The sequence below is a fragment of the Burkholderia sp. THE68 genome (assembly GCF_009938265.1).
GTDB lineage: Bacteria > Pseudomonadota > Gammaproteobacteria > Burkholderiales > Burkholderiaceae > Caballeronia.
In genome coordinates this window covers 1,510,795-1,529,615 of the sequence record NZ_AP022316.1, presented here as the reverse complement: position 1 = coordinate 1,529,615, position 18,821 = coordinate 1,510,795, and the positions used below count along the sequence as shown (strand labels likewise).

Sequence of the window (18,821 nt, the reverse complement as noted above, 5' to 3'; positions counted from 1 at the left end):
TTCTCGACGGAAGCCACTCTAACGGCACAAAGCCCCACCCGCGCTTGAGCATCGAACCGTGCGAGTCCTGGCAACTATCATTCAACTTCTTGCTGACACTCTCTCCGTTAGAAAAGGGGGCAGTCTGATAAGCAACCGGCGCTCATGCAACACCCAGTAGCTCATAACAGCTATGACGACGATGGATTGCAAAAAAATGCCGTCAAGATCTTCAGTTTGCGCAAATTTGTTCGATAGCCGGAGAAGTCCCCCAGAAATTTTCAAGCGGTAGACAACGCTTCCTAGGAAAGCGTGAAGAGAATGTAGGTATGAAGTAATCGAACTGTTTGGCAAATGTATTCAAGCTAGATCGACCACACCCCAGAAGCTCGACCATATGGACGACGTCTGCCCTGGCATAGGCTCGTCAGGGATAGAAGTCGTTTTGAGCTGACGGTTCGAGCACGTTAGACAACGTGCTCACGGAGACTCCAAGACGCGATGAGTTACAGATTGAAAACATGCATGCGAGCGATGAGGCGCCACAGGGTTGTGTTGGTTGATGTACTCTGTTTAACAGCATGTTTACTAGTTACAGGATACGTTCTCTTCAAGGTAGATGTCTTCCTGCCCCGAGCGAAAGTACCGAGCGAGCAGACGATCACTCCGGAAGAAATTCCAATCTTCGCTTCGGTGCTCTGCCTTAGTCTTCTGGTTTTTTCCTGGCGACGCATGGCAAAGCAGAAGAAGGAAGCCGAGGCACGACGGGCTGCCCAAGAGTGCTTGCGCCAGATGGCCTACCAAGACCTTTTGACGGGACTTCCCAATCGGCGGGCGTTTGTTGAGTTTTTGAAGGATGTCATGGCCGCGCCCATAGCAGGTGGCGCCTGTCATGCATTGATCTTGATGGATCTAAATGGATTCAAGCGGATCAATGATTTGTTCGGGCACGCTGCGGGTGATCGCGCTTTGGTTTTGGTTGGTCAAAGATTGGTCGGAGTAACTCGCAATGGAGATATCACAGCAAGGTTAGGCGGCGACGAGTTTGCGATTGTGGCGAGGCAATTGCCAAGCGCTGAAAGCGCCACGGGCCTCGCACTTCGGATCCTCGAATCTCTGGCGCAACCACTCCAGGTCGATAACTTTGAACACTCCGTTGGCGCCGGGATTGGAATTTGCATATTTCCGTTCGCGGGGGGCACGAGTGATGAAACCATGAGACGGGCGGACGTTGCGCTATACCGGGCAAAGTCGACCGGGGCATCCGGCCTCAGGTTCTTTGACGAAGCAATGGACTGTCACGTCCGTGAGCGTGACCTCATCGAAAGAGAATTCCGAATCGCGCTTTCAAGAGGGGAGATCGAGCCATTCTTCCAACCACTGATTGATCTGCGAACAGGTAAGATTGCGGGCTTCGAGGTGCTTGCGCGATGGCATCACGCCGCGCTTGGACAGGTGGCACCCGAGCGCTTCATCGCGATAGCGGAAGACACAGGGCTAATTAGCAAGCTTACTGATTCCTTGCTGAGCCGCGCTTGCGGTTTTGCCCGTCTCTGGCCCGGTGACATCACGCTTTCGTTCAACGTTTCGGCAGTTGAATTGCGAGACCCGTCCTTAGCCAGCAGGGTTTTTAAAGCGCTGAAAGACGCAGACATTGCTCCAGCACGATTAGAGATTGAAATCACAGAGACAGCATTAGTTCGTGATCTCGACGTTGCCAAGAGCATGCTCGCTGAGCTTAGATTTGCGGGAGTCAAAATCGCCTTGGACGATTTTGGGACAGGCTACTCAAGCCTTTATCACCTACGAAACTTCAAGCTCGACAAAATCAAGATCGATCGCAGCTTTGTGCACGGAATGCTAGACGAGACGCAAAGCGCAGAAATTGTAGCGGCCCTCGTCGGCCTTGGTAGAGGGCTCGGCCTTACCATTACAGCCGAAGGCATCGAAGAACCCGACGAAGGCAAGCGACTACTGGATCTGGGATGTCAGCAAGGACAAGGTCATCTTTTCAGCGACGCGGTTGACGGTATCGGATCTTTACGATTGGTTGAGGCTGCACGGAACACGGATGCCACGGGCAACTCGAGTATTCGGGCCGCGCGCGAGGAAGTGAATGGACTCTCCGCGTGAGGTCCTGCATCGGGGCTCGAAATCATCAGAGGCGGTTCGACGAGAGGGGCGAGCAATCGTACGACGTGTACTTGGGGCCGGCTTCTGAGCGACCATGGCCGATGAAGGAAAAAAGCCACCACTATCAACGCCGCGCTGCCGGGCACTTCGTGGTCGCGATTGCAGTCGTCCCTTGCTGCGCAGCCGCATATTCAGGCGTTTCAACGGTTACAGAAGAGATCTCCCGCCAGATCTTCTGGAGCGTGCGAAAGTACTTGACGCACGTTTTTGACGTGCCTATAAAGGCAACAGTTGGACTCACTCGCGAAAATGATTTCTTGGGACCGGTCGCCAAAATTGCCGACTAGGTCTAGGGCAAAAGGGCCCCAGCCACGATTTGTGGCTGGGGCCCTTTTGCGTTCTGACGAGTTTGCCACCGAGCAACCTCGAGGAGACAGTCTGCCGTTCAAAAGAGCTTCGTGAGTTGGCGGCCTTTCGCTGATTGGAGTTGATGCAGAAGGGCGAGGATCGTTGACTAGTGAAAACCTCTAGTTGACGATTGTTGATTAGCAAAACTAATCTACGCACTAGCACCTTATTTTTGTACCCACCGTCAACAGAGCCGGTTAGGTACATGGCAAAAAAGCCCTGCCTAGACGCTTCGCGTCCTGCGGGGCTTTTTTGCGTCCGCAGTATTCTAAAACAGTGCGCCTACGATGATCGGACGCTGGATAACCCCGGCCGAATTTAGGCCGGCACAACGCAAAAAGAGGGAGTGCTATGTCGAATGTATCTCGTCGTCGTTTTCTCCAACTAAGCGGCGCAGCAGCTGCAACCACCGTAACTGGGAGCCTTTCCTGGCCAACGCTAGCGTCTGCGGCAGAGCCCGTGAAACTTGGGCTGCTCCACTCTCTCACTGGAACAATCGCTATCGCTGAAGCGTCGTTAGTTGATGCTGAGAAGCTTGCTGTCGACGAGATTAATATGTCTGGCGGTGTGATGGGGCGTCCGATTCAAACGGTCATCGAAGACGGCGCGAGTGACTGGCCAACCTTCGCGGAGAAAGCTCGGAAGCTCCTTCAGCGCGATAAGGTCGCAGCGATCGTCGGATGCTATACATCAGCTTCGCGCAAAGCGGTTCTGCCGGTTCTAAATCAGCAGCATGGGCTTCTCTACTATCCGACCTACTATGAAGGTCAGGAGCAGGACTCACAGGTCATCTACACCTCACAAGAAGCTACCCAATCCGTGATTGCGGCCATCGAATGGATGGCAACGCAGCAGGGAAAGACATTCTTTCTTGTTGGCTCAGATTACATCTACCCGCGTACTTGCAACAAGATTGCGAGGCCGACAATCGCAAAGGTCGGCGGCAGCGTGGTTGGAGAGGAATATGCGCCGTTAGGCAATACCGAGTTCTCGTCCATCATCAACAAGATCAAGGCTGCAAAACCGGACTGGATCTACTCGACGGTGGTGGGTGGAAGCAATGTTGCTTTCTACAAGCAGCTTAAAGCGGCAGGCCTCGATGGCCAGAAGCAGAAATTGCTCTCAACGGTTGTCTCGGAGAACGAGATTGAGGGGATCGGACGGGAAAATGCGGCCGGATACTACGCTTGCATGGGGTATTTCCAAAGCTTGAAAAATCCTCGTAACGAAGCGTTTGTGAAAGCGATCAAAGGAAAGTACGGTCAGAACCGGGTGGTGGGCGACCCGATGGAGTGTGCGTACAACTCTGTTTATTTCTGGAAGCTTGCGGCTGAGAAAGCGCAGTCGTTCGACGTACCCAAGGTGATTGCAGCGTCTGCGGGCCTGCGCTTGGATGCTCCAGAAGGCGATATCCACATCAGCCAAACAAATCACCATACCGCGAAGAAGGTACGAGTCGGGCGGGCGCGACCCGATGGTCAGTTCGATGTCGTGTACGAGTCAGGTTTGATTGAGCCTAATCCGTTCCCGAAGCTCTAAGGAGTGAGGCACCATGAGCTTTGATATTTTCGTGATGCAGATCTTCAACGGGCTTAGTAGCTTCACCATACTTCTTTTGATGGCGCTCGGTCTTGCAATTGTTTTTGGTCTCATGGGCGTGATCAATATGGCCCATGGAGAACTGATGGCGCTTGGTGCCTACATGACTTACCTCACGTCTCAGTTCTTCCAAGCGTTTCTTCCCGGATTGATGGGAGTGTACCTGTTCGTCGCGATTTTCGTTGCCTTTATATCGACGTTCGCTTTCGGATATTTCTTGGAGAGGGTATTCATCCGCTACTTTTACGATCGACCTCTTGATACCTTGCTCGCGACTTGGGGTTTAAGTTTGATCTTACAGCAAGTATATAGGTCGATTTTCGGAGCTCAGGAAGTATCCAGTCCTTTGACATCGTGGCTAAGCGGTGCTTGGGAACCAGTGAGTGGAATCCAGCTTCCACTCAATCGCATCTTCATTATGGGTTTAACGGCGGTGGTGGCTGGTGTTATCTGGATGATTCTTTACCGGACGCGTTGGGGACTTCGTGCGCGAGCAGTGACCCAAAATCGGAAGATGAGCTCCGCTGTCGGAATCGATATTAACCGAGTCGATGCCATGACGTTTGCGCTCGGTTCGGGCCTTGCTGGCATAGCCGGAGCGGTCTTCACGATGATCGGGTCCACCAATCCTGGTACCGGTCAGCTGTATATCGTGGACTCGTTCATCGTGGTCGTGTTCGGGGGAATTAGCAGCCTAGTGGGTACGGCCGCATCTGGATTCGTGATTGCGCAGTCACAAACTACCCTTGAGTATTTAATGAGCGGTTCAATGGCAAAAGTGCTGATTATGGTATTGCTCATCACCGTTCTGTATTTTCGACCCAACGGCCTCTTTGTATCGAAGGTGAGAACGTGAAGAATCTGAGCCCCAGGTCTCTGTCTTGGTTTGCTTGCGGATTGACGGCCGTGGTGGTAGTCGCCTTGCCGTTCTTAGTGGAGCCGTTCTGGATCGGCGAGTTCGGAAAATATCTTGCCTTTTCGCTCGTGGCCATTGGGATTGTTATCTCGTGGGGATATTGCGGGATATTATCTCTTGGTCAAGGTATCTTCTTCGGCATTGGAGGCTACGCGTTGGCGATGTTTCTGAAGCTGGAGGCATCAGCACCGAACCTGCCGGACTTTATGGTGTGGAGTAGCGTGAATGAGCTCCCGTGGTGGTGGCAACCATTTGCGCATTTTCCAGTTGCTGTGGCGGCGATCCTGGTTGTCCCCGTTGCCATCGCATTTCCATTGTCGTACGCGCTCTTTGCCAAAAGAGTAAGTGGAGTCTACTTCGCAATTGTGACACTGGCGTTATCACTTACGATGACGGTTCTCATCATCGGTCAGCAGGGTGATACTGGCGGGGCAAACGGCATAACGGATTTTAAGACTTTGATGGGTGCGGATATCCTGAGCGACGAGGCACGACAGAAGATCTATTTTGTCGAAACAGCCATCATCGTTCTCGCCATGATGTTTGGAGTCTGGTTAATTCAGACTCGGCTGGGCAAGATTTTGATTGCGATCAGAGACCGGGAGGACCGAGTTCGATTTTCAGGGTACGACACGGCTTTATTCAAAGCGTTTGTGTTTTCCGCTGCCGCAGTCCTTTCGTCCATCGGCGGTGCACTCTTCACCTTGCAGGTCGGGTTGGTCAGCCCCGCATCAATTGGCGCCGTCGCCTCGGTCGAGATGGTCATATACGCGGCAGTGGGTGGTCGACTTTCTGTTCCTGGCGCTGTTCTCGGCGCTCTCCTGGTCGGATTCATGAAGTCCTATCTGTCCGAGCGTTTTCCTGAAGGGTGGCTCTTCTTTTTGGGGGCGATGTTTATTCTAGTCGTGGCTGTGATGCCCCGAGGACTAGCAGGCGTGACCGAACGACTTTTTCGGCGGGGAGACGCAGCGTGATGCAGGCAATTAACGCAGGAATAACACCCGGTGTCGAAGAGGCTGGCTCGTCGCTCGATATGTTGGATATCAGTGACTTGACTGTCTCCTTCGGAGGGTTCAAAGCTGTCAACGAACTTTCTCTCAAGATATGTGAGCGCGAACTGCGTGTAGTCATTGGCCCAAACGGTGCCGGGAAAACCACGTTGTTGGACCTCATCTGTGGAAAGACGCGAGCAACGTCGGGGAGCGTGAGGTTTCGCGGAATCGAGCTCACCGAGATGACAGAATTCAAAATTGTCCGGGCAGGCGTGGGGCGAAAGTTTCAAAATCCATCGATTTACGAGGATTTAAGCGTTCGGGAGAATCTCGAGATATCTATCCCGCAAGCTCACAGTATTCGGCACTCACTTTTCTTTCGGCGCACTGCCGCAATACGTGAACGTATCGATTCGGTGGCGGAGCAGATCAGGCTGCTGCCTCAGCTGGGGCGAAAAGCGGGCCTGCTCTCTCACGGGCAAAAGCAATGGCTTGAGATTGGCATGTTGCTTGTTCAGAATCCCGAGCTTCTTTTGCTCGACGAACCTGTAGCGGGAATGTCGCCGAAGGAGCGAGAGCAAACGGGAGAGCTTCTCAAACAGATCGCGGCGACCAAGTCGTTGGTCGTTATCGAGCACGACATGGATTTCGTAAGGTCGATAGCACAGCGCGTAACTGTGCTCCATCAAGGTCGCCTATTGGCTGACGGTACGGTCGAACAGGTTCAATCGGACCCTCGTGTCATCGAAGTCTATTTAGGTCATTGACTGGGAGACTGACGTGCTAAACGTCGAAAGACTTAACGTGTATTACGGACAGAGCCATGTCATCCACGATGTTTCGTTGGGAATCGCAGAGGGTGAGGCTGTGGCTTTAGTCGGTCGCAATGGGATGGGGAAGAGCACGCTTCTTAAGTCAATTATCGGGATGGTGGACGCTCGTGAAGGCTCGATCAAATTTAACGATGTGCAATTGATCAAGCAACCAAGTTATAAACGAGTTCACGCGGGACTTGCCTTCGTACCCCAAGGTCGCATGATCTTTTCGCACCTGACAGTGGAGGAAAACTTGCTCACCGGGCTTGAGACGGGAAGGTATAAGAAGGTGCCTGACTATATTTTCGAGTTTTTTCCAGTGCTTGCAGAGATGTCGCAGCGTAACGGCGGCAATTTGTCCGGCGGTCAGCAGCAGCAGCTTGCCATTGCCAGAGCACTCGCATCAAAGCCCAGATTGCTTATTTTGGATGAACCAACGGAAGGCATTCAGCCTTCGATCATAAAGGAAATCGCACGGTCTTTGATAGCCCTACGCAAAGAGCTAGGTATCGCGCTTCTCGTATCGGAGCAGGTTCTTAGCTTTGCGCTTGACGTTGCCGATCGTCTCTTTGTCATCGACGGAGGACGGCTGGTGCGCGAAGCTGAGCGTGAGAGGGTGGATCTCGAAGAGGTTCGGTCGTTTCTTACAGTGTGAGCCACATTTCAGTTGGAGAGAAAAAATGCGACATGGTGATATCTCAAGTAGTAACGATTCGGTTGGTGTTGCAGTCGTGAATTACAAGATGCCTCGCCTGCATACGAAGGCAGAGGTTCTCGAGAACGCACGAAAGATTGGCGAAATGCTTGTTGGCATGAAGCGAGGCTTGCCTGGGATGGATCTGGTTGTCTTTCCGGAATATTCGACCCACGGAATCATGTACGACAGTAAAGAGATGTATGAGACCGCGTCGAGCATTCCTGGGGAGGAAACGGAGATTTTTGCGGCAGCCTGTAGAAAAGCGAACGTTTGGGGTGTGTTCTCTCTGACTGGGGAGCGTCACGAAGAGCACCCGAACAAGGCGCCATACAACACCCTCATCCTGATGAACAATAAAGGCGAGATCGTCCAAAAATATCGGAAGATTATGCCATGGGTGCCAATCGAAGGTTGGTACCCAGGTGATTGTACCTACGTCTCCGAAGGTCCAAAGGGTATCAAGCTAAGCCTTATCATCTGCGACGACGGCAACTATCCAGAGATTTGGCGTGACTGTGTCATGCGCGGTGCGGAGCTCGTTGTTCGGTGCCAAGGGTATATGTACCCTGCCAAGGAACAACAGGTGTTGGTCGCGAAGGCCATGGCGTGGATGAACAACACCTACGTTGCTGTGGCAAATGCGGCTGGATTTGATGGTGTCTACTCGTACTTTGGTCACTCCGCGATTGTCGGATTTGACGGACGCACGCTTGGGGAGTGCGGAGAGGAGGAGATGGGCATTCAATATGCGGAGTTGTCGTTGAGCCTGATCCGCGATGCTCGTCGAAACATGCAGTCGCAAAATCACTTGTACAAACTACTTCATCGCGGATACACCGGGACGATCAATTCTGGCGAGAGCGTGAACGGTGTCGCAGTGTGCCCGTTCAAATTCTATAGCAACTGGATTCAAGATCCGGAGGGAACGAGAAAAGCGGTGGAGGCAATGACGCGGACCGCTCCTGGAACGCCCGAGTGTCCGATCGAAGGTATCCCGTCGGAAGTGCCCGAGCACAAATAACCATTTCTCAACTAAGCCACGTCATGAACGAACGGATCAAGCCTTATCTGATTCAGATTGAGCCGTACTACCGAGCCGTCGGTCAGGAGATCGGTCTATTCGAGGCGGCGTACGCACGGCGAATGCCGCTGATCTTGAAGGGACCCACTGGTTGCGGTAAGACTCGCTTCATTGAGTATATGGCGTGGCGTCTCGGCAAGCCAGTTGTGACCATTGCGTGCAATGAAGACCTTACAGCGTCTGATCTGATTGGTCGATACTTGTTAGATCGAGAGGGGACCGTCTGGCACGATGGTCCACTTACACTCGCGGTGCGGTATGGGGCGATTTGCTATCTGGACGAGGTGATCGAGGCACGTCCGGACACGACCGTTGCGATTCACCCGCTGGCCGACGATCGGCGCGTGCTGCCGATTGATCGACTTGGCGAGTTGCTCCATGCCCATCCAGATTTTCAGTTGGTTATGTCTTACAACCCGGGCTATCAAAGCAACACGAAAGATCTAAAGACGTCAACGAAGCAACGGTTTGGCGCGCTTGATTTTGGCTATCCCGATGAGGTTACAGAAACTGCGATTATTGTGAAGGAGACGAGCGTCGCTGAAGCCGAGGCGAGAAAACTTGTCGGAATTGCCCAGCGTTCGCGTGAATTGCGCGGGCGCGGGCTTGAGGAAGGTATTTCAACTCGAATGCTCGTCCGGGCCGGCTCGCTCATTGCGGATGGAATTGAGCCACATGTTGCATGTCGTCTTGCAATGACGATGGCAGTTACCGATGACGAAGATGTCATCGAGGCATTGAACGGATTCGTCGATGCTTTCTTCAACGAGTGAGTCGGCCCCACGCGGGCGTTGGAACGTAAGTCCCATAAAGGATCAGTTTGATATTCGGGGGACGGCTGAGAGGCGCTTGTGGTTGTATCTCAACGGATTCGGTATCCATAGCCTTGAGGTTGGTGAACTGGTCAATGCTGCGGGGCAAAGTGCAGGCAGCGAACAAACTAGTCGGGCTGCGATTACGGAGACCGCGATTCTCCTTCCGGATGATCTAAGAATCGAGGACGACGGCCGGCTTGGGAGAGCGGTCATCGCGCACGCCGTCGGGCACATTCGGTTTTCGGTTCCGCGAACGCCCGTTGGGACACGAGTGCCAATGTTGGTCGCGATTCAGTCGATCATTGAGGACGCTCGCGTCGATCGACTCATGATCTCAGAGTATCCGGGTTTAAAGCTGTTATGGAGAAAATATTACTGCTGCGGAGAGTCGCTTCAGGAGATGAGCCTGAATTTTGGATCGTTGGCGGCTCGCTTAAGTTTGTCGCTATGTGACGAGGGGTATCGGGACCCCCATCATTGGGTGCAAAAGGGGCGTGAACTGTTCGACTCGCTAGGGACCAATTTGTCGGACATGGGGCGCGTTAGGGAAGTTGCGTCAGTTCTCGCGAGCGATCTCGGCCAAATGCGAGTGCGTTTCGAGACCAACTGCTACGAGTTACAACCCAAGTATCGCGACGACAATAGCTATCTTTGGACAGATTCCGGCGAAGAGTCGATTTCCGGCTACATCCAGCAACGGGGAGTCGAAGCACAAGCCGTCGTCGAGCGAGGCCACGGAGCGGTCGAACCCGCCGAAGATGACCGCGTTTCGACTGTTCCGGTCGATGCAATTTTTACTTATCCAGAATGGAACTACAAGTCGGAAACCTTGCGTCCCGACTGGGTGAAGGTAATCGAGGGAGGTCCACCGAGATGGGACGGAGAAGATGCCAAATCAACGTACCGAGAAACTCAGCTTCGTGCGACGCGGCTACGGTATCGCCAGGCATTCTGGTTTCGCCGAGTGCGACACCAAGCTGAAGGAGATGATATTGATTTGGAAGCTTTGGTTAATTACGTCGTAATGCAGCGAAGTGGCGAGCCTCCCGACGAGCGTATTTTCACACGAGCGGGTCGGCGTCAGCAGGAGGTGTCGGTGCTGATCCTGTTGGATCTATCTCAGTCGACCGCACAAGTTGTAGGTAACGGTGGCCAAAGATTGATCGATTGCCAGCGAGAAGCCTCAGAGACCTCCGTGGCACTGCTGGGTCACGAGAACACCCGTTTTGCGCTCCACGGTTTCGCGTCGAATGGGCGAAAAGAGGTTCGATATGTTCGTTTCAAAGATTTCGGGGAAGCGCACGAGGAGCGCTCCGCAAGGCTTCTGCGGGCGGTGCAACCTGCCTGGTCAACCCGAGTTGGCGCCGCACTGCGGCACGGAGCCAACATATTGAAATCCGAGCGGAACCCTACAAAAACCATTATTCTGGTTACAGACGGTGAACCGTCAGATATCGATGTGTTCGATTCACGCTATCTGATAGAGGACGCGCGGCACGCTGTTGACCAGATCGCCAAGGTAGGAATCACAACGCAGTGCATTAACGTAAATGCAGCAGCGCACGATAGAGTTTGCGAAATATTTGGAAGACGCAATAGCTTGTCGCTGGTTCACGGTTCGCGCCTTGCAGACGCGCTGCCGAGTCTGCTTGCGAAGGCTGTGGCCTAATGCATCACGATCGTAGGGCCCGTTTGTAAGGTTTGCTGTATGAGTGGAACCGACATGATCGAGGGAAACATTGTGGCACATACCGACCCAATTAAAGTTGGCGTGCTTTTTTCCGAAAGCGGTGTGACGTCGTCGCCCGAGATGACTCAACGCTTCGGGACGCTTTTCGCCATTGAAGAGGTCAATTCGCGAGGTGGGATTAACGGTCGAGAAGTTATACCTGTCTTTTATGATCCACAGTCTGAGCCGGCTCGCTACGCAACGCTTGCGGAGCGGCTGATCACGGCAGACGACGTGAAGGTAATCTTCGGTTGCTACATGTCGAGCACTCGCAAAGCCGTCATTCCTGTCGTGGAACGTTGGAACAAGCTGCTGTTTTACGCCACTCTGTACGAGGGTTTTGAGTGCTCGGACCATGTGATCTACACCGGTGCTGCTCCGAATCAGAACAGCGTACAGCTTGCGGAATATATGACCGCTAACTTTGGTCCGCGCGTGTATCTTGTTGGATCTAACTACATTTATCCGTATGAGTCAAATCGGATCATGTCTGACTTAGTAAGTCAGTGTCCGGGAGGCGCAAAGGTAGGAGAGCGATATGTACCCCTAAACGCGACCGAGAAGGATTTTGAAGCAGTATTATCCGATATCAGGAATGTACAGCCAGATTTCATATTCTCGACGGTCGTCGGCAATTCAACGCAATGTTTTTATCGTGCTTATGCGAAAGCGGGTCTCGACCCGTCGAAAATTCCAATTGCGAGTCTGACGACTTCAGAGGTTGAGGTCGGGCAAATGGGCATCCATGTGGCTGCAGGGCACTACACGTCGGCCCCATACTTCCAATCAGTGCAGACACAAGCGAATAGAGCTTGTTTGGAGAGGTTTCAGACCCGTTTCGGTTCAACAGCCGCACCTAACGCGTGCTGGGAAGCAGCTTATTTTCAGTTTCACATTTTCGCTGACGCAATGCAACGCAGCGGGAGCGACGACATCGATGCTCTCATGCCTTGCTTGTTAGGTGCGACATTCGAGGCGCCTCAGGGGAGGGTGAAGATCGAGGCATCGAATCACCATACGTCGCTCTATCCACGAATCGGTCGTGTAGCAGAGGACGGCCAGTTCACTATTGTGCGTGAGGCTCGAGAAGCCGTGTATCCAGACCCGTATTTGGTGGAGCACGCCTTGGGAAATTCAACAACGCATACGACATCTGTGGAGAGTTAAGTGCGCAACGGAAACGAACTTGCGCGCTCCGGTGACCGAGGGCACGCTTTGCAGCCTCGGGCGGGATCACGCGTCCTGAGGGATTTGCGGTCAATGCATGTGTGCATCTTCCATCCAAGAAATCGGGATGGGGAGGCACTAACTCAACAGTTGCAACGTATCGGCTGTCAGGCTCACTGCTTTTGGCCACCGCTGGACGAACCGGTGGAGGGAACGGACCTTGTGTTTATCGGACTTTATCCTGATACGTTGAGCTTCGACTATGCATGGTGTGGCGCCGAAGACGCTCCGCCCGTCGTAGCGGTCGTCAACTATGAGAATCCAACAATCATTGATGCAGTGCTCCGTGTTGGTGCGAAGGCTGTAGTTGCCGCGCCCGTGCGCTCGTTCGGCATATTGAGCGCAGTTGTATTGGCGCAGCAGATTTCTGGCGATTTAAAGAAGCTAAACAAGAGAGTTGTTCGCCTCGAAGAGAAGGTCGACGGCGTGCGAAAAATTGCCGAAGCTCAGGAAATTCTCGTACGTCAGCGAGGAATTACGAAGCTTGAGGCATATCGCGCGATTCGAGCTCAGGCAATGGCCAAACGGGTGGCTGTGGAAGAGATAGCCTCAGCGATCATCGCTGCGGACGAAATGCTTTCACTACGGGGGTAGTTCTGTAGATTTTAAAGGGGAAGGAAAGAACGGTCGGTGCATCATTAGATTCGTACTACATAATTGACTTAAAAAAATTTCAGACTTTGCGATTGGAGGAAGGTATGGCTGAATTAAATTTGGCGGGCGCCGACGTTGATTTGACTTCGTTGACGGTGGAGCGTATCCAAGAAGGTTTTCGTACGGGGCATTTTACAGCTGAATCGCTTGCAAAAGCCTGCTTGTCAAGGATTGAGCAATATAACCCAAAGTTCAACGCTTTGATTTTTCTGAATCCAGACGCCCTCGATGATGCCCGGGAAATTGACCGCAGGCGCGCTGCTGGCGAGAATTTGGGACCTCTCGCCGGCGTACCGGTCGTGATCAAAGATGCCATGGACATGGTTGGATTTCCAACCACCGCCGGTTGGTCGAAGCTGTATAGTGCGAAGGGCGGCGTTGATTTATTGCCCGAGCGGGATGCGCCCGTGGTGGCGCGAATGCGCGCCGCAGGGACTGTCATGCTGGGCAAGACAAACGTGCCGATTCTGAGTCGTTCGGGCACTCACGCGAACGACAGCTGGGCGGGTCCCACGCTGAATGTAGTAATGCCCGACCGAGTTCCCGGTGCCAGTAGCGCGGGCTCTGCCTCAGCGGTCGCGGCTGCGATGGCTGTTATTGGACTCGCGGAAGAGACCGGGGGCTCCATACAGAACCCTGCCTCAGCACAGGATCTTGTGAGCATCAAGCCTACGATGGGGCTGGTTCCTAACGCCGGAGTTGTTCCGCTGTCCGGTAACCGAGACGTTGTAGGTCCGATTGCGCGTACGGTGCACGATGCTGCGTTGTGCTTGGACGTGCTTGCAGGCTACAGTTCCGAGGACCCAAAGACGCTTGCGTCTGTAGGTAATCAACCCGAGGATGGTTATACCTCTTTGCTTCGAAAAGACGCGCTACGTGGCAAGCGCCTCGGCCTCTACGGTGCTGGCTGGCGCAATCAGCCCTTGTCGGAAGAGGCTGCAACCCTATATCAGCACGCAAAACGTGAACTGGAATCGCTTGGCGCTGTGCTAATTGAAGATCCCTTTGCAAATTCCGGTTTTGCGGATCTGCGCGCCCCAACTGCACCTACGCCAAACTTCGATGCACGGGGCATGGAGTCCATTGCGCACGACCTGCACAAGTATCTGCAACGTCTTGGGCCAAATGCTCCAGTGAAATCGTTCAAGGAGTTTGCGAAGCTCGTCGAGGACGCGGATGTATTTGGGCCAGACGGGATGTTGAATTTTATGGGAAGCCTACCGCAATTCGTCACAGCAATCGGAGATCCAGAAAGTCCCCCTGACATTTCTGACTTCATCGCTCTTAAGGCGCGGTATATGCGTATCTTCATCGAGGTGTTCGAAGATCAGAAGCTGGACGGGCTTGTGTTTCCACAGATGCGATGTGAGCTGCCGCCACTGTTTGCAGGGGAAACGATTCAAGAGACCACGGTTGGCGAGATCAATATCGGTGGCTTTCCTGCGGTCACGGTACCGGCGGGCTATTACGCATCCGGGTCTCCGTTCGGGTTAGTATTTGTCGGGCGGCACTGGAGCGAGGCGGAACTGCTTGGCTATGCGTATGCCTACGAGAACGAATTCAACAAGCGCAAAAGTCCGGTGCTTTAATCACCAATAGCGTCGCCACCGTGTGGATCGGTTTGTGATGACCGTGCGCGGCACTATGTGCTGCACGGTCTTTTTGGAAGCGGGCAGTTTTGTTTCCAGCGTTGTAGGCTTCGCGACACACAGCTAAGACTGATATATGCGGCGATGCTTGAGGCTCTGCGCGCGACGGCCTCTATGGCTTTGCACCCATGTCATATCAGACTTGCATTAAAAGTAATAGCGCATCGCGATACAATTTTATACGTCACCCGTGGACCACGGATCGCCCCCGCACATACCGCATGTCTTGAGAAGAGCTATCTTCGAAAGCTGCGCAACTTGATGCTCAAACTTATACGCGGCTTCTTTCCAGCATGTGCACCAGTAAAGTGGCCCGAGCGCGTACGTGCTGCGGTGGGGACACTTCTAGGTGTTGCAGTAACCGGAGGATTTACGCATCTTGCTTTTGGCAAGGCGGCAGCGGTTCCCCTTCTGATTGCACCGATGGGAGCTTCGGCGGTGTTGCTTTTCGGGATCCCGTCGAGCCCGCTCGCGCAGCCATGGTCATTTTTGGTAGGTAACGTTGTCTCGGCAAGCATTGGCGTGACCTGTGCGGCGCTAGTTCACAATCCAATAGACTCCGCAGCGCTCGCAATTGGTCTCTCAATCGTCGCGATGTTCACGTTGCGTTGCGTGCACCCACCATCGGGAGCCGTCGCACTCACGGCGGTTCTTGGTGGACCATCTCTCCACGCATTGGGATACGGTTTCGTTCTTGCGCCAGTGGTTGCTCAGTCAGTGGTTCTGCTCGCGTGTGCGATCATTTATCACGCGATTACAGCTCACAGATATCCTCACGAGCGCGCTGTTGGTGTCGCGCAAGTGGTTCCTGATGCCCGCGCATTCCTACGAAAGGACCTCGGAGTCGTTCTCGCTCGACGAAGGGAGATGCTTGATGTCGACCCAGACGACTTAGAATCGCTTCTGAGCCAGACGCAGTTGCACGCCTACGCTCGCTGTTTCGCGGAACTTACCTGCGAACACATTATGTCGAAGACGGTTGTGACCGTGACGACTAGCATGAGCGTTCAAGCCGCAATGAGATTACTAAGTCGACATCATGTCAAAGCGCTGCCCGTTATAGATGATGCAAACAAGCTATGCGGCATCGTTACACGAGCGGATCTCACCGTATCCCGAGGAATATTTCACTCGACGTTCGTCCGGTCACTCAAGAGGCTGTTCGTTGAGTCACAAACGCCGCCGCTCGTTGCTTGCGCGATGTCAGCGGACGTATGCACCGTTGAGGCAGAGATCCCAATTGGTGAGTTGGTGCCGATGTTTGCACGCCTTGGTCATCACCACATCCCAGTCGTAGACGGCGAGGGACATCTCGTTGGCATGATAACTGAAGCTGATTTGATTTCAGGCCTGTACCACCAGTCCTTGGAAAGGCAGCGTCTGACTGGGTGAACCTGTCTTGTGACTGAGTAGGAGCACCCCTGAAGCTGAGCTGATCGTTAGAGTGAGTGATGACGTACCTTCATCGGCGTTTGTCGCGGGAGATCTTCGCGCCATCGGGCGGCGAACTCAACTGATCGCAGTGGTCTTAGCTGCCAGCCACGTCCGTCGTTAATAGTTGCAGTCGACGCGAACGTTGCATTCATTGAGTTTGCAATGGTAATGCCCCCCGGCATACCGTAGGAAGAGGGACGGCTAACTGTTGACTTGAACTGAGGGCGAGCAAGAATCATTTCTTCTGGCTCCGATACTTTGCTCGAATGCAAAGGTGGATGCGCCCCGTACTTTTGTCGGAATCTGCGCGACTTTGTGCCGTTTTGGCCATAGAATGAGCACGTTGTTGTTTCTTTAAAGCGATCCCCAGAGCGGTATTGAACGAGGAACGGGAAATAGAATGAATCGTGATGAGATGGTTCTAGGCGCCTTTTTCTTCAACCCCCAAGGCGACCACAGAATGTCTTGGCGCCATCCTTTCGCGCCCGGTAAGGAAATCTTCGGGGTTCCGTACTTTCAGCAGTTGGCTCAGACGGCTCAGTCCGGCTACTTGGACATGCTTTTTGTAGCTGACCATGTAGCGATGTGGGATTCGTACGAGAGCAATATTGCGCATTACGCGAACGCACGTCTCGAACCGGTTACCCTTCTCTCAGCGCTCTCGGCGGTGACTCACGACATTGGGCTCATTGGTACGGTGTCGGCTTCTTACAGTGAGCCGTACAACACAGCGCGATTGTTTTCCTCTCTTGATCACCTCAGTCAAGGGCGCGCGGGGTGGAATGTGGTGACCTCGGGAATGGACGAGGAGGCCATGAATTTTGGAAGGGATGCCAATCTCGAGCATCGCTACCGTTACGAGCGCGCGGCCGAGTACCTTGAGGTCGTTGAGTTGCTCTGGGACAGTTGGGAAGATGAAGCCGTGGTCCTCGATAAAGCGAGCGGACAGTTCGCTGAGCCCACGAAAGTACATCGCATTGACCATAGGGGACAGCATTTCAGGGTCAGGGGGCCGCTGAATGTGCCTCGCTCACCTCAAGGCCGTCCTCTGATCGCGCAGGCGGGGGCTTCCGACGACGGAAAGAATCTGGCGGCACGGTACGCGGATCTGCATTTCACGCGGTACCGGGGCATCGATGACGGGCGGGCCTATCGTCAGGACTTCAATCTGCGGCTTGCGAAATACGGAAAGAGTCCTGAAGACATCAGAATTCTGCCAGGTCTGCAACCTATCATTGGACGGTCGGCATCGGAGGCACAAGAGAAACGAGAGTACTTAGAGACTTTAGTGCCAGAGCGCATGGGTGTCGACCTCGTTTCGAGCTGGTGCGGAGTGGATGTCTCTGCAATGCCGCCCGACGGGCCGTTGCCCTCACTGCCTGACGAAGCCAACTACAACGGTCAGCGCACGAATCTTGTGAGAATGCGAGCCCTCAAGGAGCAGAATAAGACCATTCGCGAGGTCGCAAAACTGCTATCGAATGTCGGCGGGGCCCATGTGATGGCGGGAACACCCACCGATATTGCCGATGAGATGGAGTCATGGTACCGCGCCGGCGTCTGCGACGGTTTCGTTCTAATGTTCCCGGTACTGCCGAGCGGCTGTATGGAGTTCGTGAGCGAAGTTATCCCTGAGCTTCAGCGTCGCGGCGTTGCACAGAGCCGCTATCGCAGCGGCACGCTGCGCGAAAAGCTCGGCCTGCGGCAGCCCCGGAATCGGTTTGTGAAGAGTTCGGTCCCGGATCAAATTCCCAGAGGATAGAACGAACGGTCTCTCTGAACACGTCCGCGAGCGCGAACAGAGAGCAAGACAGATGCCTTAGGGCAGCGATTTCGGATCGATGCTTAGTGGCAAACCATGATCATCGTCTCATTGAATCGATATCCAGTAAAAGGATTGTCTGCGGAACGCTTACAAAGCGTGCAGCTCAGCGCATTGGAAGGCTTTCCCCTTGACCGTGTGTTCGCAATAACGGACGGATCGTTCTTGTTCGATCCGCTGCGGCCAGCTCCCGAGCCAAAGACCAAGTTCTTGATGCTCGCGAAGTACGCAAAATTGGCTAAGTTAAAAACTCGGTACTTCGAGCAGGGACAAGTTTTGGAAATTCGCAGTGGGGACGCGATTTCGCAGTTCGATCTTTCCACCGAAGACGGGCGAGATCAGGTAGCGTCGCTCGTTAGCGAGTTGGCTGAAACCGTGCTACCCGGAACACCAAAGGTGGTACATGCGCCGGGCCACCAGTTCACTGACGTAAGCGTCCATTCCGTGGCGCTGATGCGCAGTATCTCGCTGATTAATCTAGCAACGGTTCGCGACTTGGGGCGACATCTTGGCATGGAACTGGATCCCATGCGATTTCGAGCCAACGTATATTTTGATGGAGCGCCCGCCTGGAGCGAACTCGAGTGGCTGGAGCGCGAATTATCGATTGGTAGTGTCAAGCTCAGAATTGTCCGACGCACCAAGCGCTGCGCTGCAACGAGCGTCGACCCGGCGACGGCTGAGCGAAACGTAAATTTGCCGTTGGAAATACAGAGATATATGAAACATGGTGACCTTGGCGTCTATGCGGAGGTGGTTGAAGGAGGGGAACTGACGCCGGGAGATGTAATTTCAATCGATGAACATAGCGGTCAAAAATAAGCGTACCTAAGCACTCGAAGGTCGATTGTCCTTCGGCGTTGCGACCGAG

General features: G+C 53.7%; 15 protein-coding genes. All 15 read left to right on the top strand.

Going from position 1 to position 18,821, the window contains the following annotated elements; all coding sequences use genetic code 11:
* Positions 1 to 711: 711 nt before the first annotated feature.
* Positions 712 to 2,112, top strand: a complete 1,401-nt coding sequence (locus BTHE68_RS20550; RefSeq protein ID WP_162068059.1) for a putative bifunctional diguanylate cyclase/phosphodiesterase — start codon at positions 712 to 714, stop codon at positions 2,110 to 2,112.
* A 759-nt stretch (positions 2,113 to 2,871) separates the two neighbouring features.
* Entirely contained in the window at positions 2,872 to 4,059 is a 1,188-nt protein-coding gene (gene urtA, locus BTHE68_RS20545) for an urea ABC transporter substrate-binding protein (RefSeq protein ID WP_162068058.1), read from the top strand.
* 13 nt (positions 4,060 to 4,072) lie between these two features.
* Complete coding sequence (gene urtB / locus BTHE68_RS20540; protein ID WP_162068057.1) at positions 4,073 to 4,975, top strand: urea ABC transporter permease subunit UrtB; 903 nt, start codon at positions 4,073 to 4,075, stop codon at positions 4,973 to 4,975.
* Positions 4,972 to 6,009 (top strand): urea ABC transporter permease subunit UrtC, encoded by a 1,038-nt coding sequence (gene urtC, locus BTHE68_RS20535; protein WP_232077978.1) that lies wholly within the window; start codon positions 4,972 to 4,974, stop codon positions 6,007 to 6,009. The genes urtB and urtC overlap by 4 nt, the downstream gene beginning before the upstream one ends.
* Complete coding sequence (gene urtD, locus BTHE68_RS20530) at positions 6,009 to 6,794, top strand: urea ABC transporter ATP-binding protein UrtD (protein ID WP_174258099.1); 786 nt, start codon at positions 6,009 to 6,011, stop codon at positions 6,792 to 6,794. The genes urtC and urtD overlap by 1 nt, the downstream gene beginning before the upstream one ends.
* Positions 6,795 to 6,807: 13 nt before the next feature.
* Entirely contained in the window at positions 6,808 to 7,497 is a 690-nt protein-coding gene (gene urtE, locus BTHE68_RS20525) for an urea ABC transporter ATP-binding subunit UrtE (RefSeq protein WP_162068056.1), read from the top strand.
* 25 nt (positions 7,498 to 7,522) lie between these two features.
* Positions 7,523 to 8,560: an aliphatic amidase gene (locus BTHE68_RS20520; RefSeq protein ID WP_162068055.1), complete on the top strand. Its 1,038-nt coding sequence runs from the start codon at positions 7,523 to 7,525 to the stop codon at positions 8,558 to 8,560.
* 23 nt (positions 8,561 to 8,583) lie between these two features.
* Positions 8,584 to 9,393, top strand: coding sequence for a CbbQ/NirQ/NorQ/GpvN family protein (locus BTHE68_RS20515; RefSeq protein ID WP_162068054.1), 810 nt, complete (start codon positions 8,584 to 8,586; stop codon positions 9,391 to 9,393).
* Positions 9,394 to 9,712: 319 nt separating this feature from the next.
* Positions 9,713 to 11,104, top strand: a complete 1,392-nt coding sequence (locus BTHE68_RS20510; RefSeq protein WP_162068053.1) for a nitric oxide reductase activation protein NorD — start codon at positions 9,713 to 9,715, stop codon at positions 11,102 to 11,104.
* Positions 11,105 to 11,158: 54 nt separating this feature from the next.
* Positions 11,159 to 12,331: a transporter substrate-binding domain-containing protein gene (locus BTHE68_RS20505; protein WP_162068052.1), complete on the top strand. Its 1,173-nt coding sequence runs from the start codon at positions 11,159 to 11,161 to the stop codon at positions 12,329 to 12,331.
* A gap of 93 nt (positions 12,332 to 12,424) precedes the next feature.
* Positions 12,425 to 12,985 carry an ANTAR domain-containing response regulator gene (locus BTHE68_RS20500; RefSeq protein ID WP_162068051.1) on the top strand — a complete coding sequence of 187 codons (561 nt, stop codon included), beginning with the start codon at positions 12,425 to 12,427 and terminating at the stop codon, positions 12,983 to 12,985.
* Positions 12,986 to 13,089: 104 nt separating this feature from the next.
* Positions 13,090 to 14,634, top strand: coding sequence for an amidase (locus BTHE68_RS20495; RefSeq protein WP_162068050.1), 1,545 nt, complete (start codon positions 13,090 to 13,092; stop codon positions 14,632 to 14,634).
* 144 nt (positions 14,635 to 14,778) lie between these two features.
* Positions 14,779 to 16,086 (top strand): HPP family protein, encoded by a 1,308-nt coding sequence (locus tag BTHE68_RS20490; protein WP_353622652.1) that lies wholly within the window; start codon positions 14,779 to 14,781, stop codon positions 16,084 to 16,086.
* Between the two features lie 442 nt (positions 16,087 to 16,528).
* Positions 16,529 to 17,890, top strand: coding sequence for an LLM class flavin-dependent oxidoreductase (locus BTHE68_RS20485; protein ID WP_162068049.1), 1,362 nt, complete (start codon positions 16,529 to 16,531; stop codon positions 17,888 to 17,890).
* A gap of 96 nt (positions 17,891 to 17,986) precedes the next feature.
* Entirely contained in the window at positions 17,987 to 18,772 is a 786-nt protein-coding gene (locus tag BTHE68_RS20480; protein ID WP_162068048.1) for an MOSC domain-containing protein, read from the top strand.
* Positions 18,773 to 18,821: the final 49 nt, after the last annotated feature.